Origin of the sequence: Paenibacillus sp. MER 99-2 (genome assembly GCF_023714095.1) — a bacterium.
Taxonomy (GTDB): Bacteria; Bacillota; Bacilli; order Paenibacillales; family Paenibacillaceae; genus Paenibacillus.
Window position 1 is genome coordinate 551,887 of the sequence record NZ_JAMAUZ010000003.1, and the last position, 20,833, is coordinate 572,719.

The window sequence follows — 20,833 nt, forward strand, 5'->3', positions numbered from 1 at the left end:
CCAAAGGGAGGACATGGAATGAAACCGATTGTTAGAGAACATATTCAGCAACTGGATGTATCGCTTGGCGGAGGAATTGTCAGCGAAAAAATCAGGGTTGATACCATCGATAACCCGATGTTGATTATTGGTCTTGGGGGAACAGGGATCGATGCATTGCTTCGTCTCAAGTATCAGATTAATCGTCGCTTCAAGCTGCCACAAGATCCAGTATCTAAGAAGAAAATGGAGAAGCCAGACAACGTCGAGTTTCTTGCATTCGAAACGAACGAACAGGATCGTGCGAAGAGATATAAAGGAATCGGTCTAGACCCGATTAATGAATTTGTGCTCCTGTCCAATGCCGAGATTGGCGGATTGCTGCAGAACCGCAGTGTACTGGAGCCTTATATTACGGACTGGCTCTCGCCAGAGCTGAGCATTACGGATGGTATGAACGGAGCTGCAGGCGTTCGTCAGGCAGGTCGTCTGCTGTTATTCACGAAGATCAACCAAGTGGTGCAAGCCATCGATAAGAAGATTAAGACACTTTCCGTAGGTACAAATAAGAAATTAATGGTGTTCTTACTCACAGGTCTGTCCGGGGGGACTGGCAGTGGGTGCTTCCTCGATATTTCGTATATTGTGCGTGGCATCATCGAACGTGATCATGGCTCAGCGGGGATTGACCGCGTTAATACACTCGGCTACCTGTTCACGCCAGACGTGAACTTGTCCAACAAAAGCTTGAGTGAGCATACGCGGGAATATATCCGCAAGAACGGTTATGCTGCGCTTAAAGAGCTGGATTACTGGATGAACGTGGACAGCCGCGGTGAACGCTTTACGCAGAAGTACGGTAATATCCTGACCGTTAACTCGCCGTTGCCACCTTTTAACCTGTGTCACTTGATCTCAGCTACGAACACGGAAGGTAAACTGCTGGAAAATGCGTACGATTACTGTATGAATGTTACGGCAGAGAATATCACCAACTTCATGGCGAGTGAAGAGAAGCAGTCTGGTGAAGAGTTCGCGATCCATGACTACATTAGCAACATTCGTACCAACATTGCACAGATGAACAAGGTGTACCCAGCGAACTATGATTACAACATTATCGGTGCATCCTCGGCTGTACTGCCGATTGAAGAAATGACGACATATCTGGCGTACCGGATGTTCGACAAGATGAGCACGATGTTCTCCAAAGCACCGAATCAGGAAGATACCGAGAAATTCGCTCGTAAGTTAGGCATTGATCTCGAAAGTGTAGTGAAGGCATTTGAATCCCGCGTGCCAGAGCCGCTTCCAGGTTATCAGAACAGTGAACGTCTGTCCTACAACAATGTCGTGAAATCCCAAGTGGTGAATATGGACACAGAGCTGGAACAGAACTTCCTAGCACGTGCACGTGAAGAATATATCAAAGCGAAGAAACAGCATCCAGGTGAGATTGCAGGGCAATTCACCGAACAGATTCGCCGGATGTTCCTGCATCCAGAGCAGGGGCCATTCTATGTTTCTCGTCTCATCTATACGGAGAAAGGCTTCTGTATTCTCAAGATGATCCAATCGTACATTGAGACATTACGGGAGAATGCTTTCCGCATTCCACGCGATATCGAGGCTGCCCAAGAACAGTCTGAAGAGAAGCTTGGTGATGCGAAGAGCGCCTTCGTCTCCAAAGAGAAGAAAAAGAATGCTTATATTGAAGCCAAAATTCATGAATACTGGCTGCACGCTGATGTAGAGCGGAACGAACAGATGATCGAGTTCTATGAGGATCTGTATGAACTGCTCAACCAAGAGAACAGCCGCATCTATAACGTATTTAGTGAGACGTTGAATGCACTCAGCTCGATTTTCTCCAAGAACGGAGATATTCTGACCCGCGGGGAAGAACAGGCAGATCATAAAGGCAACAAGACGTATTATTGGAACGTTGTAAGTGTACCAGATATCGTTAGCGTGGTAGATGGACTATTAGACAAGCGTGATACGGATGACTTGATCCGTGACTTCTCACGTGAACTGTTAGAGAACTCCAACCAGTGGGTGAAGGAGAACGAGATTGACGTGGTAAGTTCCATCTCAGACTTCTTGACCGAGAAGTTCGGCGACCTGATTACCCGTTCGATGGAAGATTTCCTCGTGATCAAATATGGTCAGGATGAGTCTGTTGAGAAGTTCGTAGAACGACACATCGCAGGTAAACTGGATGATGAGGCGGTACCCGTATTTAACCTGAGCAATAGCACGGGTAGCCTTCACTTCCCATCATGGGGATTCGTATCCGTACCAACACAGGCACCGGGTATTCTCAAAGGAATTCGCAATTATCAGAACAATGCAGTAGGGAAGTCTCACTTTACGGTTAAGGAGAGCGAGGTTCGTAACCGAATCTTCTGGTTGAACACACGTAACGGTGTGCCTCTCTTTGTGTATACACCGCTGAAAGTATATGAAGAAAGTTATGAGCGTACGATTCTCGACAAAGAGGGGATTGGTCGCCACCTTGTGCAGACGGAGAAAAATAACTGGACGTATCTTCCGTCCCCGATCCCAGAGAAATCATGGGGCGATGTGTACGAAAACAGCCGCGTGAAGCAGTACAATGCCCGTGTTCGTTCCGAATTTGAGCAGGCGCTTGGATACAACATCATTATTGCGAAGACGTTGGATGAGAACACAAGCAACCGCTACGCGGTAGTAACGACAGAGCCGTTTGATCTATCCGCGAAGTTAGGCAGCTACGACATGCGTCTGACATCAACTACACCTAACCTTGGTGAAGTGAAGCGGGCGGTCATTGAATTGAAACGTCTGCAATCCGAAGGATTGCCACGGGTCAGCGTGAAGGATATTTTCGGAAGTATTAATGAAGATATGGCCAAAGAAAACCTGGTGCGTTCTCCACAACTGATTGCGCGTGTACGCGAAGAACTGGCGAAGATGAATGCAATCTCGGTGAAAGTATCTGAGCTTGAAGGAATCCTTGCTCAGCATCAGGATGAAGAGCAGTGGTATGATCGCTTCATTGAAGCCCTCTATACGGACACAATTGTGAAGAAGGGCGCACTGTATGTCTATGATCGTGACCCCGAGGAAGATGCATGGGAGCCGTTCGCCAATCTGATGAAGAGCCGTAACTTCGCTGAATATGAGGTGTTTGGCAACTTCCGTGGATTGTCTGAAAAGGATCGGAACACCTTGCTTCGCAAAGCTTCACGCCGGGATAACGATCTGACCGCTTCGGAGGATATCGCTCCTCTCCTTGCGAAACTGGATGAACTTGCTGCACTGTTCATGGATTCCCGTGATCGTCTGGAATACGAACGTGTCGAGCTGGCGAATGGCGAGGATATCTATCAGTTCTACAGAACGATGTCGTCCAAGCTGAACGACATTCGCAGAAGGTTGAAGTAAGATGGCTGCCGGGATGAAGCACAGATTGGAGCAATTCGCGGCATCGTATACGGCGGAGCAGGAACGTCAGGGCAGTCTGGGTGATGGTCGTAGCAGCATCCATTACCCTGCCTTGTTCTTGTTTGTAGGTGACCTGGTTGCACCAGCACTACCTGTTGTCCGTGAGATCAACCGAATGAAGTGGGATAACGGGGATGGCGTAGTTTATGTACAGGTTGGAACCGAAGACTTGGATCAACAAATGGAACGTAGAGGCGAACGAGCTGAGGATAGTCAGGTCGCTCGTCATATTCTACCGCTATCTACGGGACATTCTGAATCATCCAAAACATTGCGCAAAGACATATACCGTCAGTTTCACGATTCAGATCAGGCACTTGCGGGTCTGAATCGTACATTACGGCGGGTGAGTAACCGAATCGCTGAATACGGGCGACTGTATTCTTCGTTTGACCGCATCTATGTGACGGTTGTAACTAGAGCGGATGATCCATTGAATGTGCTTTTGCCTGAGCTTACGAAATTGACGGAGACGATACTGGCTCAATCCTTCAAATCGGTGCAGACAGATCTGCATGTTCTGGTTAGTGAAATGGAGCAAGTGAACTCATACGGATATGCAAGCGCAGCAGGACTGGCCTTTTTGCGAGAGCTTGATTATATGCAGGGCTTGGACTATACCTTTAGCGGTCGTCTGCTCGTGACGGAAGATGGCATTTCTATTCCGGTCACACATCCCGCTTCGCCGCTGTTTGACCTGGTGTATATTTTGTCAGATAAGAATGAACGGGGTACAGGGGTATCTGGCGGGTGGATAGAGAATGCTGAGATCATCTGCCGCATCTGTCTGCTCAAGAATCGTAAACAGGATATGGATGCTGCTGGCACCATTTCGAGCACAGGAGCGAACACCTACAACAATACCTCATTCAAAAATAACATTCGCACCACCTCAGATCAGCATGGTTATGCCAGCGCAGGTTATGCTGAGATCAGGCGTCCCAACAAGCCTATCGCGCTTGCTGTGCTATATCACTTCTACCGGCATCTGCTTGAACAGATGCGGAAGGAACCGGAGGATTGGGGCATCAAGGACAAGCTTTCGTTCTTCGGCCTTGATCCGATTACAATAGAACGTAAGATTGATGGGCTATTACCAGGTGAGGATCTGGTCAGTGGTATGAGCGGCATCATGACCCATAACGTCAGCTATGCTGATCTCAAGCCGCTATCGCTACGTGAAGCGGAGAGAGCGCTGTTCGGTCATGGAGCTGAAGCGTACTTCCGTGATAATGTGGCACGTAAGGTCGAAGAGCGTGTACGTCAGCGGAGTACCGAAGGTGCTCTTCGTCAGCAGGCAGAACAAGCTCGGGATGAACACCCGGAGGTAGGTTACTTCCAGTGGGCGGCTTGGAGTAATCATGGAATGGGAAGTGTACGGGAAGGCTTGCTTGGATTGATTCGGGACAAATCCATGCAGCTTGAATCGGCACGAGCTGTTCTTGAGCAGCGGCTGCAGGAGCAGGTGCAGGATCAACCGTTCAAAAGAGCCTTATTCCGTGATAAACAAAATGTACGCAACGTGATCGACTGTATCCTTGAACGAGTGTATGTACCGAAGGTGGAGTTATTACGGATCGAAAATGAACTGCAATTGCTGCGCATCTACGATACGGAGATGGAGCAGCTTCACGCTTTTAGTCGAGGCATCACCCAGTCCCTTGAGGAATTGGAACAAACATTGCGTGATACAGCCGAAGCGAGCATAGCTGCAGCGGATGAGTACATTGGACAGAATGTCATGGAATACTACGGCAAAGTGACGGAAGACCTAGTTACGGATCTAGAGGCCAAGCGTGGACGGGCAGTATGGTTTGAAGACCGCTATATGGGGGATATGAACCATCTGGCTACGCGGGGCAAGGAACGTGTATTGGAGCGTCTTATGGACGTATGTCATGCGCTGTTACTGAGCGCTGAACCGTTGCGTGTCCCTTTTGAAGAAGAGCTATTACAGCGTGCCAATGTCACGATTACGTATGGAGATAAAAATGTGTTAACGCGTGATGACCTGTTCCGTCGATTATATCGCACGTTAGAGGATCAGGCTGTTGTACGTGTTAGGGTGTTCGATTATACGCAGGAACATCGGTACGAAGAAAAGTATTTCTTTGGCGACCATGATAGTGCCTTCATGGACTATGCGGCACATGCCGAGGAAACTTCACGAATCTACAAGCTTGGTGTCGTGTATGAAGAGCGCAGCAGCGGCGTAGAGAAATTGAATCTTATGGGAGGCTTCCATCTCGAGGATCTGATGGTCTATCGTAATGCCAAGGTATATTACGAGTCCTATACAGATAACGGATATGAGCTGCATCCTGAAGGTCTTGCGGACAAACTGTCTCCCGTGCGGTAGCCAGCCCTCGTCATCACTCACGCTTGTATTAATTCAGCCTCATTAAGGGCTGGTGTAGAAAGGATGCATGTGAACATGCAGCGAAAAATCAATCTTCTCCTGGTACTGTTCAGCCTCGTTGGCGGAGCAGTAGGATTTGCGGCAGGGGAAATCATGCTGCATCAGTGGCTTGGAGAGATGCCTCGTCTGTTGCTGATGGGATTATATTTCGGTGTTGTTGCACTAAGTGTGGGTCTATTCTGCCTACTTGCTGAGATGATCTCACCGAAGCTTAACGGTGCTTCATGGAAGCTGCGATATCTGAGCTTATCTTGGAAATTACTTGTCCCGGCAACACTCGCACTCTTATTCGTGGTGGGGCTAGTAGTACAACTGCTGTATCAGATCAATCCAGGCGGTGTGAAGCAGGTCAAGGATATCGTGCTCATGATTGACAATTCAGGCAGCATGACAGAGACCGATCCGAATAATGGCCGCTTTGAGGCCGCGAAGACGCTGATTAGCCAAATGGAGAGCGATAAGCAGGTAGCCGTCATTACATTTGCGGATGAGCCAGAACTGTTGCAGCCGTTCATTGCGCTGGATAATGAAGCAGCTAAGAATGAGGTATATGACAAGATCGCTAGCATCGTGACAACCTCAGGCGGAACGAATTTTGATGCGGCTTTGAAAGAAGCGATGGAACAGATTAAGGGCAAACAAGATCCGAAGCGTGGTACCGTTGCTATATTGTTATCTGACGGTATGAGTGAAGTCGATACGTCTGGCATTCTATCGGAATACGTGAATGAACAGATTGCGGTCAACACGGTGGGACTCAGCTTGGTAGACCCTTCGGGAACGGATCTTTTGCGCAGCATTGCTGGGCAGACAGGTGGCCTTTATTATGATGTGCCGGATGCAGGAGGACTTAACCTGGCATTCCAGCAGATTTACGACACGATTGATGAGCGAACACTGGTTACGGAACGTACGGGTATGATGGAGCATAGCACGTATCTGGCTATTTTCCGCGTAGCTGCCCTGCTGTTGATTGGGGTAGCGCTGGGTGTATCACTTGGACTGGTATTTGATAATCGCCATCTGGCGCTCAGCTTCGGCGTCGGTGGAGCAGTCTCAGGTCTGTTAGCCGGTCTCCTTCTAGAATGGGGGCTGGATGGATCACCTGTCGGCGATGCATTTGTAAGGCTTGGCGCAATGCTCCTGCTGGCTTCCGTATTGACCCTGTTTACATGGATTATTCCGATGAAGGAGAATACACCACGGAGCAATCGCGGCCGGCGCGATGCCAGAAGAGGGAACGCTTCGGCGGAAGGTTTCGGAGGGCGCGCAAGAGACACACGAAGCAAAGGATTCTAAACATCGGGAGGTCTTAGGAACATGCAATTTACGGATGCAGATCCTTCGGCGCCCACCATTCGCAAACTGACACTGGCGGTGGACGAAGGCATGTGTACGCTCCGCTGGCTCTGGCCAGAGGGTGTCGAGGCTGTGTATGTTGAACGGCTGGAGGTTGCGATGCTGGGCAAGGAGAACAGCGGCGATGCACATGCGCAAGGTAAGTTGAAGCTCTATACGCGTGAGGAGTACAAAGCAAGTAACGGATACGTGGATCGAATAACAGGTTTTGGAGCGATCCGTTATACGGTTTATATCTACAGGATGGACGATGCCGAGCCTGTCTTGCTCCGTCAGTCGAACGGTGAGAACACGGTAATGGCGAGTGCAGGCAAGGCAGATATTCGATTTTCCATTCGGTATAAGAGTGGTTTTTTTCAGAAAAGAAAAAGTGTATTCATGACCGTTATGACCGAAGCACCGGTTCCGAAGGAGGCGCTCTGTTATGTTCGTAAACAGGGGAGTGTCCCGCTTAACAAGGAAGACGGTACGGTGTATCCATTTGTAAATGATTTTGCACCTGGAAGAAATGAGATGCCGCCTGTTGAGATTGCGAAGGATGAATACGTTAGACTATTCTTCACGGACGGCCCCAAGTATGGAACGGTGTACCGGCTAATATCGGACTAATGAATAGGTTGACTTTCAATTAGGGGAGGGGAGTGGCTATGAGCTTTTTTAGTCGTTTTTTGAAAAGACAGCAGCCAGAAGAAAGGCCGCTATTTTACGATATTGTATGTCCCTATTGTTTCAGTAAATTCTCACCTGAAGAGGTTGTATTCCGGGCAGCTCATCACCGAGACGACGATGAAGACTACGCATTGGGGGAAGATGCGAAGCTGAATCGCTACCGTGAACGGTTTGGCCTTGATACGGTGTTTGATATGGAGGCCGTGCTTGCCCCGCATGACGTACCAGAGGAGCATCGCATTTATTCAGATAACATTGTGATGGGATTAAATGATCGGTATGGTGTCGTTACCCGCCGCAGACTGTGCCCGCATTGTCATAATGAGCTACCTGTGACAGCAGGCAAGGCGCCAAGCAATATCATATCCATTATTGGGGCTTCCCAAGTGGGTAAATCGGTGTACATGACATCGCTCATCCATACGTTACAGCATTACACAGCCGATCATTTTGATGCTGCTTGTATGCCGCTGAATGCAGAGATTAGCCGTAGATTCCGTGCGGATTATGAAGAACCGTTGTTTGAGCGGGGGGATCTGCTGGATTCAACGCAGAAGGAGAAGCTGCAGGAGCCGTTTATTTTCCAATTTGTGTTCAAGGACGAAGATAAAGCTCCACTGACATTGGTGTTTTTTGACGTGGCTGGTGAAGGTATGGTGGAGCAGGATTATCTGGGACTTCACGGACAGCATATCAAAAATTCAGCCGGCATTCTGTTTATGGTTGACCCACTTCAGATTCGCTCCATTCGGGACAAAATCCGGATTAACCTCGGCAATGAGCCGGGTGAGTGGACACCAAGATATGATGAACCGCGCGACGTGGTACTGACATTGTTCGGTGACTTTATCGCTTATCAAGACAAGGCAAAAACAAACATTCCAACAGCCGTTGTGCTGACCAAAAGTGACATGCTGCATTCCCTGAAGGATGAGGATGGCGATTACATCAAATCCAACAGCAACGTGTTCCGTAACATGGTTCACCGCGATTGGTTCGACTTGACGGAGTTTGAGAATATCGATGGAGAGATTCGCCGCTTTATTGAGAAGGTGGATCGTCCGTTCAAAGGCACAATGGATGTCTATTTCAAAGATACGGCATACTTCGCTGTGTCCGCACTAGGAAGCAATCCGGTAGATATGAAGCTACAAGGGGTTGTTAGTCCGATCCGCGTGGACGAGCCATTCTTATGGCTGCTGTACAAGCTGAAGTACATTGAGGGGAGAGTGGGATGATGCAGTCTTCCATGACCCCGCCGATTGAACAGCAGATGTATACCCGAGAGCGGCGAGGGGTATTTCGCACCACAGAAGGCTTCGATACGGTCGCGGCATCACCGGGACTGGAACCTTCTTTTATCAAAAAAGTACTTCATCCGTACTGTGTCTATGATGCTCCTGCGGAGCTGACTGGCCGGAGCGAGAAGGACGAGACCAAATTCCCAGCTGCCATACATCTACTGCATCTGGACAGTGGAGAGACGATCCTTGGGCAGAATGTGTACCAAGCAGCAGACTTTACTGGGCTTCGAAGTGCTTTCTTCGCCCATAACTATGTACTGTCTCCTGAACGCTCGGAAGAGCTGATGAGAACGGGTAGCTGGCTGGATGCGGCATTTGCCACGTCCTATGACATCGAGCAAGGTACAGTGCTGCCTGCGCTGTCTGTGTTACCGCGTGTTTCTACAAGGGAGAGGGAAGTTGGGCAGGGCTCTGAAGCGTCTTCAGCCGCACCTAGCGAGATTCTAGCGGGGTTAAAACTGAATGAGGCATTGTTCAAGCGTCTGCTCTATGCCGTGATGCAGGCTGTTGCGACACGCCGTAAAGTGTATATCGCATTGGACCTGCCCGCAGAGCAAGTCACCGCAGGGGCGAAAGAGTTGCTTCGTCTGCTCTATACGGCACTACCTTACGCCTTCCGGAGACAGCTTGGATTCATGACGTTTGCGAAGGAACCGCAAGCCAAAAAAGGCATTCATCTTCAGTTCGTGGAGAGAGGCACACTTCGTCCCAAAGATCGTAATACAGAGAAGGACTTTACGTTTGATCTCATGTCAGGCAGGGTAACCCACGCGGATGCAGCAGTGGCGAATCTTCCTTATATGGATTTTGCGTGGTCATTACTGCATGATCCGCAGGCGGCTACGCCGTTTTATTCTTTTGCCGACGAGATGCTGTCAGGCATGGAGCCTGGACGTGAGCTTTCGGTTGAAGCGTACGGGGAGTTATCGCTATTTTACCGGCTGGAACAAGGACATGAAGACCTATACCTTAATAATAAAAGTGGTGTGCTAAGTGGGCTTCTTACATATCTGAAACCCGAAGCAGCCATCCAGCGCCGCGCTCGTCTGAATGAGCTATTCCTGACGCTGCTTAGTCGGGAACTAAATAATGTTAAACGAGAAAATGTGCCTGAAGAGCCGGTTGCAGCTCGGATCGGTGAGTATTTCGCCGTAGCCGCGCCAGTCGTGCAATCTCGAATCGTGGACTATTTCATCTATGCGATCAACAATGCACGCACACAGAAACGTATGCGGGCCGTTCAAGAATTATATAGTTTGCTGGATCGGAATGCTGCACTGAATCGTGCATTTTTCGGTAAGGTGTTAACCAATGAATCATTGACCAAACTGTTATTTGAGCCTTATCTGGACGCTCAATTAAAACAAACAGAGTCAGCGGCAAATGTGGTGGATGTCATTGAAAATTGGGTGCTATCCCATCCGTCGTCTATCCATAATGCTTTCTTGCTGGAACGGACAGCCACAGAGCTCCGTGAGCGACTATGCTCTGCACCGAATCCGGTGCAATCCGCCAATGAAGCGCTCAGTCGAGTGAGTGTATTGGACCGTGTCTCGACTTCCATGGAAGAGCCTGTGGACATGGGAATTACGGGACAGATCGGTCAATCGGAGGCCGTTGCCCGTCCAGAACGTAAATCTGGAGCTGACGCTGCAGCCTTGTCATATCAAGAGCAATTAACCCGTCTAGCGGATAAGCTTGCCTACGTCATTAATCTCTTCCTGATCCAGGATCTTGACCTAGAGCGAGTGAGCCGGGCACATCTGTTAAGCATTGATATTTTGCAGCATGATCGTGAGGTTCGGGATTGGGCTGCACGTCAGGGCTCAGATGTATCCGCACGCACGAACATGATGCTGGCCGCGAGAGCCTGGCTCAGTGGTGAAGGTCGTGATGAAGAGGATCTGGAAGCCCTCTCCCTTACAGAGCGTAATGAGCTCCAGCGTTGGACCAGACGCTGGCTTGCCGATGAGCTTAGAGAACGTCCTGATCAGGATGCATTCGCAGCCTTGCCTCTTGCCTTTTATCGTGGAGGTAACGGGGCTAAGCTTGATTATGCAGGTCTGATTGAGTTTGTTCGGAGCACAGCAGGCAGTGAGCGAGGTCTGTATCCGTTTCTGGAATGGTCGGGCAATCAACGGCTGTTTGTCCGAGGGTCTCAAGCGAGTAAGCCATACTCCGATGCGATCGTAGCGTACTTCAAGGCGCATGATCGTGAAGCCTTCAAGTCTAAGTCAGCCTTTAAGCCATATTATGCTAGAGCAAGTAAGACCATGAAGCCAACCTATGACCGGGCGAAGTCGGAGTTATCTTCATCCCTGGTACGTTTATTGACCGGGAAGAGGAAAAATGTTTTTCTAGGGTCATTCGTGGTGATTCTGATTCTCGGCATTGCCGGAGGAACGTATGCTTTAATGGGGAATAACGCAGAACCACCTGCAGCTTCACCTACACCGGTTCAAGACCCTGCGATCCCGGCTGAACCAGAAGTTTCGTTAGCCGATCAGATGGCATACATTGTACCGGCAACCGAAGAGAGCGGCACAGCGACTGCGCCTCAACTCGTCATTCGCTTCCGTAATGAAGCAGACCGTGATGGATTGCAGACGGATAAGCTGCAATTGAAGCTGGCGGACGGTAGCGTCGTTGAACTGGAGGATGCCACAAGTGAATGGGAGAGCTTCAACCGGAATGAGGAACCAGATGCGGTAGATTCATCTGATGGTGAATCACAGGATACGGAAGAAGGGAATACGGGGGATAGCTCTGATGGAAGTTCGGAGAGTACCTCTACTGACACAACCGATGATACCCAATCCAGTAACGATGGAAGTCAGGATTCCGATTCGACCACAACATCCGATTCTACGGAATCTACGAACGAGTCTTCCCAAGATGGAGCGGGGACAACGCCATCAGGATCTTCTGACGGAGCGGAGTCTGGAGAAGAAGGTTCTGCTGTGACAGTACCACTTACCGTGGAGGCGGCAGATCGCTTATATCCTTTCGGTAAACAGGTCTCACTCCCTGCTGATATGGATCCAGCGAAGATTGTAAGTATCCAAAGTGGAACCACTGTGATTGAGCTATCGTTACAACCGGAAGCTTAGAAATACAGTCTTCTATTCGTTTCACGTATTGAATGTAATGAACTTATGTATATCTAAAGTGATTCGTGTCATGTAATTCATTCATATTAAATGACCTCGGTATTGGTTTACCGGGGTCATTTTTTTGTGAACAGCAATCCATTTTCATGTAACATTTGGATGGTTTTGGCTGTCTATATAAGTTGAACTAAAGAATATTTACACTTGCCACTCCAATGACAGAACAATCTTCCGATCGCTGTTATCCCCAGATTTTTTTGATTCTTCTTTCCTAAAGGGAAATCCGGGGATAGCTAATGCTTCCGATGTAGCTTTCTTGCAGAAAGCTTTCAGGCGAACGCTCCGCTTCTTCAGATTATTTCTGTCCTCTCCGTTCTCGTGTAAATGTTAAGTTCAATTTATATAGAATATAGCGGTTGATAGAATGAATGAGATGATATAGGGGGCATATGATGAAAGTTTGGTTAGCAATCATACTGATGTGTTGTCTCGTAGTGGGATGTTCTAATGCAGGGAACCAAATCTCAGACCCACCGGATCAGATGGAAAAGCAAGATGGATCACTTACAGCAACAAGGCAAGTGGGGAATTATGTGTTGCAGCTTGTGGCGACTCCTGAGGGGGAGCAGCTTATCCATTTTCGTCCCAGCATCAAGTATGTTGGAGAGCAGACCGAGCATGAAATCTTTCATGGAGTTGCACTGTTCGATGTTGATCTACATCATGAAGGGGAATCTATTTTTCCGCCAAGAAGCTCTATCGACCTTGGAGTTACAACCGTCCTAAAGGCTAACGAGTGGTTTACGGAAGAGAAAGAGCTTCAACTGACTCAGGAACATCTTCGAGATATCCCTATGGATGAGATTCAAGTGGTATTAGAAGCGGACTTCGAGTCAGAGGAAACTGGATTTGATGATAAGAAAAGAATGATCTTACAACTTCATGAGATACAATCGGATTGAAAAATTGCACCCTATCCTACGATGAATGCTCTAATATAATGCGGATGTGGATGAGCTTCTGGCCTTTGACTTTCTGCATAAATGAAACGTAAGAGCATATTGATAACTGGAGTGATTTTCGCGGAGAAATGTTGCGATAAGTAGCATTTATGCTGAGAAAAGCTCTCACACTTATTAAGATAAATTAAGGGTTAGTAACTGAAGTTAACGTTGAAATGTGTCGATCCAGCTTAGAAAAAATAGATTAAATTTCGATTACCTGTTGACAAATGATAATGATTATCAGTATCTTTAGTATATAAGATATTTTGCGCCGGAATAATCAGAATTACAATTTCGTTTTCGTTGTCGATAGCCGGGGTACCGGGATAAATGAGAGAGGGATGATCGAATGTTTCGTCTGGAGACGTCTAAGCTGGATATCGCTTATGAGGAAAGACTAATTGTTGAGGATCTGAATATCCAGATTCCCCAAGGGAAAATCACAGCACTTGTTGGAGCCAACGGCTCAGGAAAGTCTACGATCCTGAAAACGATGGCTCGGATCATGAATCCTAAGGCTGGTAACGTTCTGCTCGACGGAAAGTCCATTCATAAGCAATCTACGCGTGAAGTAGCGAAGCAACTCGCGATCTTGCCACAGAATCCTACAGCTCCCGAAGGACTCACAGTAACGGAACTGGTTTCTTATGGACGATTCCCTTATCAAAAAGGTTTTGGTTCAATGCGTGCTGAAGACAAGCGCATGATTGAATGGGCGATTAACGTAACAGGCATGACAGAGTTCCATGACCGTCCAATTGATCAACTGTCTGGTGGACAACGTCAACGTGCTTGGATCGCTATGGCACTTGCGCAGGAAACGGATATTCTTTTCTTGGACGAGCCCACAACGTTCCTTGATATGGCTCACCAGCTTGAGGTGTTACAGTTGTTGGAACAGCTTAATGCTACAGCTAACCGCACCATTGTGATGGTTGTCCATGACTTGAACCACGCTTCACGTTATGCGCATCATATGATCGGAATCAAGAAGGGTAAAGCAATCGCTACAGGGTCGCCTGTAGAGGTTATGAACTCCGATGTACTCCGTGAAGTATTCAACATTGAAGCGGATATCGTTATTGATCCACGTTCTGGTGTACCTCTCTGCTTGCCTTATGCTCTTGCAGGGGAGCGTCAACAAGAATCTACGGCACCAGATCCACGGGTAATCAACGGTGCTATGGTTCATGCCGGAGAACGCACAGAACAACGTGTTCATCAGGCAACGGGAAGTTAAACAGGTAATTAATGATTGAAGACCCTTCTTAGAAGGGTCATACATTATAGAATGAAGCCATGTGGAGTATTGCACGTGGCTTATTTTTGTTTAGAGATGGTTGTAAGAGGTTGTTAATAAACTTTTATGTAGGACGCTGTACACGGTGGAGAGTCTATTGAAAGGCGAGTGGTTACAGACAGATAGGTGTTGAGGATATTTGGTAATTAAACGGTTCATGTTTATAATAGTTAGTAAGACAGGCTATTCAAGAGCGCACATCATTCTGATTGGGTAAGCTTATGTCTAGAATCAAAACCAACTTCAATCATGGGAGGAATCAGTCATGTCCGTATATTCGTACAAAGCGTTAACTACAGCTAATCAGGAAGCACCTCTGGATCTGTATCAAGGTAAAGTATTGGTGATTGCCAACACAGCCAGCAAATGTGGACTGACTCCACAATACGGCGAATTGCAGAAGCTATACGACCGTTATCGCGATCAGGGTCTAGTTGTATTGGGCTTCCCTTGTAACCAGTTTGGTGGACAAGAGCCAGGCACGAGTGAGGAAGCAGAGTCGTTCTGCCAAGTGAACTATGGGGTTAATTTCCCTGTGTTTGCCAAAGTCGATGTTAACGGCGAAGATGCTCATCCATTGTTCCAGTACCTTCGTGAACAGCAACCAGGTGAGGGTGAAGATAACACGATTCAGTGGAATTTCACGAAGTTCCTGGTTAATCGTGAGGGTGAGGTTGTAGGTCGTTATGAGCCTAAAGAATCTCCAGAAGCCATGACAGCAGAGATCGAGAAGCTGCTCGGTTAAATACATGATGTGGGGAGCTTGGTCTCTGTTAAGAAACCAGGCTCCTTTATCATTTTATAGAGGTTGTTCAAAAAATCCACTTTTGATTACGAAGGATGCCTAGCGGCATCATCAGCGTCGAATATAGGATTCAGCCGAAATGTCCGTTGCTCACGTAGCCTCAACCTACGCTCCGCTACTCCATTTCTAGCTTCATCCCATCTTCTTGGCACTGAAAAGCAAACTTTTTGAACTTGGATTGTATAGAGGTTGTTCAAAAAATCCACTTTTGATTACGAAGGATGCCTGACGGCATCATCAGCGTCGAATATGGGATTCAGCCGAAATAAGTGAATGCTTACGAAGTTTGTTTCCTTGGGAAACAATGTAGTTGCTCACGTAGCCCAACCTACGCCCCGCTACTCCATTTCTAGCTTCATCCCATCTTCTTGGCACTGAAAAGCGAACTTTGTGAACTTCGATTGTAAGAGGTTGTTCAAAAAATCCACTTTTGATTACGAAGGATGCCTGACGGCATAAATTTTATGATCCAGGCAAAGGTGTGCTTAGAGGATAGTACCCGCTATCCGAAGCAAGCTTCAACAGATTACGCGCGTAGCTTCCTGCCCAAGAATACCCGTGTCGCCGTTCTTCGCTGATGTCCAGAATGTTCATGTACTTCAATCCATCCCGATCCGCATAGAAAGGCACATCCTCATCTACGTTATAGAAGCGGTACCAGATTACGCTCCCCGCATCTGGTTCAAAATAAACAGGTCCTTGTCGATTATATTTGGTTCCATTTTCCCGAACGGTATCAAACCAACGCAACGCTGCTTTGGCTGCTCGTTCAATTTCCGGAGTCTGCGGTCTGGACATGAGAAAGGCTGTTACGGCTACAGATTCAGATCCCGACTTGGAGGCCAATTCATACGCTCTACCTGCTACAGGAGCATAGGTCACAGGATCATGCTGCGCACCCCAAACGGTAGGCTGACCGTTATTGATAATCTGTGCTTTAAGGGTATAATCGATACCCTTATCCAAGGCAGTCTTTAATTTATTGCGGTCACTGGTGCTGAGAATATCGTTGTCGAACCCATCTCTTCGCTCCACGATATCGTCAATGAGTACCATCGTTTGTACCATAGCATTGTCATTATAAGTGACTGCGTCGGAGTAGTTGCTCCGTTTAGGATATACCTGAGGCCATCCTCCAGACGGATATTGAGAGGTCAAGATAAAGCCGACCGCTTTGCGGACGCTGTCTCTGAAGGCAGGATTTCCTGTTTTGCTATACATATCAGCCAGAAAACGAATCTCGGATGTTGTAGCATCATTATCAAACGTGCCCAGTTCAGTGCCATTTGGATCCTTCCAGCCTGAGCGTGCTGTCACGCCATCCCAAGGTGCTGCATATTGCTCTTCCATGTCTTTGTAGAATCCACCATGCGGCATCTGCCAGGAAACGATATTGAGTGCATAGGCTGTATCCTTAGCTAGATCACCAGTGGCAAAATTACTGAAATCCCTAAACTTATGAAGCAGAGAAGAGACATTTACACCTGCTGAAGCTTTGGAGGACAGAACTTCGGTTTTGATCGTAACGGGTGGGGAATCGAGAGCAGCGGCAGGGGCAGTGGAAGCAGCAGAAGCAGCAGAAGCACCGTAAGGTACAGCGACTCCGGCTGTCATCATGGCAACGGCAAGCGCGACGGGAACCAATTTGAGTGTGGCAGGCACTGAATGTTTCTTCAAATGAACGCCTCCTGTGATTTTGGTATTTGTATCATATAAAATCCAAATAAAGGATCATACGCATATATTGTAAGCGCTTACTATAATGAAATCAACCCATTTACCTTATGCTTTTGAAAAAAAAATTGGATTTACCTTCCTGAATTTACGTTAAGGGAGGGTAAAAATTAACCCATTTACTGTTCCTCTTTGAAGCAGTTCAGATCATCACACTGGAGCATAAAGGGCTTATTTTCAGGGGAAAATAACGTCGTGAAGATATGCAACACATGCATAGCTAGTACCAAGAACGAGGATCGTATTAAATAGCAGGAAGCCGAGTTAAACTGCATTTGACAACTTTTTTTCAAAAACCTATTGCAATGTGAAAAAGATCACATTATAATGAGTGTATAAAGTGAAATAAATCACATGAAAAGTATCGACAAAGTAGTGAAATATTTCACAACTTAATTAACGTTATAAATCCTACAATTTTTCATACACTCAAGGAGGAATTTTAAATGAAAATCGCAGTTATCGGATGTACACACGCAGGAACCGCAGCTATTGTTAACACCGCCAAATTGTATCCGGACGCAACGATCACCGTGTACGAGCGCAATGACAACATCTCCTTCTTATCTTGTGGTATTGCGCTATATGTTGGTGGCGTGGTGAAAGATCCAGATGGACTGTTCTACTCGTCTCCGAATCAGCTCGCTGATCTGGGCGTTGTAACTAAAATGCTGCATGAGGTTACTGCTGTTGATACAGCCAATCACAAACTTCAGGCTAAAAACCTGCAAACAGGGGAAGAATTCGAAGATACTTTCGATAAGCTCATTGTCACTACAGGATCTTGGCCAGTTATTCCGAAGCTGGAAGGTATCGAGATGGATAACATCCTGCTCTGCAAAAACTATAACCACTCCAATACGATTATTGAAAAAGCCAAAGACGCCAAACGCATCACTGTTGTAGGTGCAGGTTACATTGGCGTTGAGCTGGTTGAAGCTTTCCAAATGAACGGTAAAGAAGTTACCTTGATTGATAGCGTAGATCGTATTTTGAACAAATACCTTGATCCTGAATTTACAGATGCCATCGAAGACACGCTGACTAGCCGCGGTATTAAGCTGGCATTGGGTCAGACGGTACAGAAATTTACCGGTGAGAATGGCAAAGTGAGCAAAGTTATTACATCCAAAGGTGAGTTTGAAACAGATCTCGTTATCCTGTGCATCGGCTTCCGCCCGAATACGGAGCTGCTCAAAGGTCAGGTGGATATGCTGCCTAATGGTGCTATCATTGTAGATAAATATATGCAAACTAGCCAGAAAGACGTCTTCGCCGCAGGCGATAGCTGTGCAATTCATTACAACCCAACTGGTAAAGCATCTTACATTCCACTGGCAACCAATGCTGTACGGATGGGAACACTCGTAGCACGTAACCTGGTTCGTCCGACGACACCGTATATGGGTACACAGGGTACGTCAGGTATCAAAATTTATGAGCAAAACATTGCCGGTACTGGTATGACTGAGGTATCAGCGGCGGATGAAGGTCTGGTGGTCGAGGCTGTCGTCTTGGAGGATAGCTACCGTCCAGAGTTTATGCCAACAGCTGAGAAGTTGCTGCTCAAAGTGGTCTATGAACAAGCAACTCGCCGCATTGTTGGTGCACAAGTGATGTCCCAGGTGGATCTGACACAATCGATCAATACCATCTCGGTCTGCATCCAGAACAACATGACAGTAGATGAGCTTGCGTTCATCGACTTCTTCTTCCAGCCACATTACAACAAACCGTGGAACTTCTTGAACACAGCAGGACTGCAAGCTCTACCTCCAATTGAAGTGAAAGCACCGGCGTTGGTGTAAGCAAGTTCGAATTAGTGGATGTCATAAAAGTAAATTAGGAACTATCCAAGGAATTAATCCAAGGAACCTTACAAACCAAAAGGCTGGCGAGCAATCGCTGGCTTTTTGGTTGTTTGGAGAGAAGTAGCATGTTCTCTATTTAGCTGGAGATAGACGAACCATAGCATGTAGGATGTGCTACACGTTTCAAAGTCACCTCCAAGATTCTAACGAACTCAGGTGAGCTTATAACCTATATTTGAGCAATGTTGGAATTTTAACGAACCTCAGCAGTCCTATTGCACGAAAAAGCCTGATAAAGTGTCCAAATTTACTCCAAATGATCACAATAAGGTGTACTGAGTTCGTTAGATATCAGATCGGTGCAAAATCCACTCAATAACGTGTCTCATGTTCGAAAGATATAGATCCGAAATTGTTTAGCCCAACGAGGTTAGAAAACGATCAATAACTAAAAATGCATCTATTCTTTGTGATTATTTGCACAAAGTTTTATCTCCAGCCAAGATACAATTAGATCAGGGCAGTGAAGCTGTAACAACTTAGGCATGAACTGAAGAACGTTCCATTCAATATGAGATGCAAAGGAGAGAATGGCTATGGCGGTCAAAACACCTCTTGAGGTTGCACAATACACGGTGCAGAGCGGGATCAAGAAGGCTCACAATCCTGTTTTATCTGTACTTATCCTTGGTTTTATGGCAGGGGCGTTTATATCTCTAGGATTTTTGCTAAATATTCGGGTAGTTGCCTCTGCTCCAGCAGAGTGGGGAAGCCTGGTGAACCTAATTGGTGCGTCTGTCTTCCCATTAGGTCTAATTCTTGTGCTTATTGGCGGTGGAGAGCTATTAACTGGCAATATGATGGCTGTACCTCTAGCTACAATCGCACGTAAACTATCGGTGAGAAGTATGCTCAAGAACCTGACTTTGGTGACGATTGGGAACTTTCTAGGCGCGATCTTCGTGGCTTATGCGTTCGGTCATGTGTTAGGGCTAACGAGTGAGGGCGTATATCTAGCGAAGGTTGTGGATATGGCGGGACATAAGCTGCATGACGGATTCCTGCAAGCCTTCATCTCCGGCATTGGCTGTAACTGGCTAGTCGCTCTGGCAGTGTGGTTGTGCTATGCAGCAGATACGATGAGCGGTAAAGTGCTCGGCATATGGTTTCCTACGATGGCCTTTGTCGCGATTGGATTCCAGCACGTTGTCGCGAATATGTTCTTGATTCCTGCAGCGATCTTCGAAGGGCATTATTCGTGGGCGCAATACATCATGAACTTCATTCCGGTATGGCTTGGTAATCTGACGGGCGGTGCTCTGTTTGTCGCGGCAGCCTACTATATGGTGTATCTACGTAAAAGCGAGTCGGAGGTGAAGGCGGAGTTGAAAATGGCAACCGAGCCTGAAGCTAGACCGATACTGAGCAAACAGGCGTAACGATTATATCCAGGAAGTATGACAGTGCAGACGATCTTGTCTCGTTCTAGATCACGGTGAGCAACTCCGTGGCAGAGCGGAAACGAGATCGTTTTTTATATTTAATTTTGTCGGTGAGGCAGAGTTAAGGTTTTTTTGCCATCGAAGTGACAGCTGTAAATAATCATGTGTTTAGTTTTATATAATATATAAATTGAATTAAACATCTACACCAAACGTAGAGGGCAGAAATAACAAGAAGAAGCGGAGCGTTCGCCTTTATCCCCGGATTTTCCCTTTGTAAAAGGGAATCAAAAAAATCTGGGGATAACAGCGATCGGAAGGTTATTCTGCCATCGGAGTGTCGAGTGTAAATGCTCTTTAGTTTAATTTATATAAATACACAAAATAAATTCGCCATGACAAGGTTCG

The 20,833-nt window shown here is 47.1% G+C and carries 12 protein-coding genes; 11 read left to right on the forward strand and 1 reads right to left on the reverse strand.

The annotated features are described in order from the left end of the window. The first annotated feature begins 18 nt into the window (after positions 1–18). From M3636_RS17465 to M3636_RS17505, 9 genes are all read left to right on the forward strand, one after another. Positions 19–3,408, forward strand: coding sequence for a tubulin-like doman-containing protein (locus M3636_RS17465; protein ID WP_251383366.1), 3,390 nt, complete (start codon positions 19–21; stop codon positions 3,406–3,408). Position 3,409: 1 nt separating this feature from the next. Beyond that, on the forward strand, positions 3,410–5,827 hold the full coding sequence (locus M3636_RS17470; RefSeq protein WP_251383367.1) for a transcription initiation factor TFIID: 2,418 nt from the start codon (positions 3,410–3,412) through the stop codon (positions 5,825–5,827). A gap of 75 nt (positions 5,828–5,902) precedes the next feature. Beyond that, a complete protein-coding gene (locus M3636_RS17475; protein WP_251383368.1) occupies positions 5,903–7,186 on the forward strand; it encodes a vWA domain-containing protein in 1,284 nt (427 codons plus the stop codon). A gap of 21 nt (positions 7,187–7,207) precedes the next feature. Continuing rightward, positions 7,208–7,855 carry a beta-mannanase gene (locus M3636_RS17480; protein WP_251383369.1) on the forward strand — a complete coding sequence of 216 codons (648 nt, stop codon included), beginning with the start codon at positions 7,208–7,210 and terminating at the stop codon, positions 7,853–7,855. A gap of 38 nt (positions 7,856–7,893) precedes the next feature. Then, on the forward strand, positions 7,894–9,153 hold the full coding sequence (locus M3636_RS17485) for a TRAFAC clade GTPase domain-containing protein (RefSeq protein WP_128103867.1): 1,260 nt from the start codon (positions 7,894–7,896) through the stop codon (positions 9,151–9,153). Then, the gene (locus tag M3636_RS17490) at positions 9,150–12,329 is read left to right on the forward strand and encodes a GAP1-N2 domain-containing protein (RefSeq protein ID WP_251383370.1); all 3,180 of its coding nucleotides are present in this window, start codon (positions 9,150–9,152) and stop codon (positions 12,327–12,329) included. Before M3636_RS17485 ends, M3636_RS17490 begins: the two co-directional genes overlap by 4 nt. A gap of 452 nt (positions 12,330–12,781) precedes the next feature. Continuing rightward, positions 12,782–13,291 carry a hypothetical protein gene (locus M3636_RS17495; protein WP_251383371.1) on the forward strand — a complete coding sequence of 170 codons (510 nt, stop codon included), beginning with the start codon at positions 12,782–12,784 and terminating at the stop codon, positions 13,289–13,291. 391 nt (positions 13,292–13,682) lie between these two features. After that, a complete protein-coding gene (locus M3636_RS17500; RefSeq protein WP_251383372.1) occupies positions 13,683–14,573 on the forward strand; it encodes an ABC transporter ATP-binding protein in 891 nt (296 codons plus the stop codon). A 325-nt stretch (positions 14,574–14,898) separates the two neighbouring features. After that, positions 14,899–15,378, forward strand: a complete 480-nt coding sequence (locus M3636_RS17505; RefSeq protein ID WP_128103863.1) for a glutathione peroxidase — start codon at positions 14,899–14,901, stop codon at positions 15,376–15,378. Positions 15,379–15,900: 522 nt separating this feature from the next. On the opposite strand, the gene pelA is transcribed toward M3636_RS17505, so the two are convergent. After that, positions 15,901–17,115, reverse strand: coding sequence for a pectate lyase (gene pelA, locus M3636_RS17510; protein ID WP_251383373.1), 1,215 nt, complete (start codon positions 17,113–17,115; stop codon positions 15,901–15,903). A gap of 503 nt (positions 17,116–17,618) precedes the next feature. On the opposite strand from pelA, the gene M3636_RS17515 reads away from it, so the two are divergent. Continuing rightward, positions 17,619–18,980, forward strand: coding sequence for an FAD-dependent oxidoreductase (locus M3636_RS17515; RefSeq protein WP_128103862.1), 1,362 nt, complete (start codon positions 17,619–17,621; stop codon positions 18,978–18,980). A gap of 599 nt (positions 18,981–19,579) precedes the next feature. Continuing rightward, positions 19,580–20,422, forward strand: coding sequence for a formate/nitrite transporter family protein (locus M3636_RS17520; RefSeq protein ID WP_251383374.1), 843 nt, complete (start codon positions 19,580–19,582; stop codon positions 20,420–20,422). Positions 20,423–20,833: the final 411 nt, after the last annotated feature.

Excerpts from the sequence above, each read along its gene's own strand:
- M3636_RS17465 (WP_251383366.1), top strand. The coding sequence starts at position 19 with ATGAAACCGATTGTTAGAGAACATATTCAGCAACTGGATGTATCGCTT.
- M3636_RS17470 (WP_251383367.1), top strand. The coding sequence starts at position 3,410 with ATGGCTGCCGGGATGAAGCACAGATTGGAGCAATTCGCGGCATCGTAT.
- M3636_RS17475 (WP_251383368.1), top strand. The coding sequence starts at position 5,903 with ATGCAGCGAAAAATCAATCTTCTCCTGGTACTGTTCAGCCTCGTTGGC.
- M3636_RS17480 (WP_251383369.1), top strand. The coding sequence starts at position 7,208 with ATGCAATTTACGGATGCAGATCCTTCGGCGCCCACCATTCGCAAACTG.
- M3636_RS17485 (WP_128103867.1), top strand. The coding sequence starts at position 7,894 with ATGAGCTTTTTTAGTCGTTTTTTGAAAAGACAGCAGCCAGAAGAAAGG.
- M3636_RS17490 (WP_251383370.1), top strand. The coding sequence starts at position 9,150 with ATGATGCAGTCTTCCATGACCCCGCCGATTGAACAGCAGATGTATACC.
- M3636_RS17495 (WP_251383371.1), top strand. The coding sequence starts at position 12,782 with ATGAAAGTTTGGTTAGCAATCATACTGATGTGTTGTCTCGTAGTGGGA.
- M3636_RS17500 (WP_251383372.1), top strand. The coding sequence starts at position 13,683 with ATGTTTCGTCTGGAGACGTCTAAGCTGGATATCGCTTATGAGGAAAGA.
- M3636_RS17505 (WP_128103863.1), top strand. The coding sequence starts at position 14,899 with ATGTCCGTATATTCGTACAAAGCGTTAACTACAGCTAATCAGGAAGCA.
- M3636_RS17515 (WP_128103862.1), top strand. The coding sequence starts at position 17,619 with ATGAAAATCGCAGTTATCGGATGTACACACGCAGGAACCGCAGCTATT.
- M3636_RS17520 (WP_251383374.1), top strand. The coding sequence starts at position 19,580 with ATGGCGGTCAAAACACCTCTTGAGGTTGCACAATACACGGTGCAGAGC.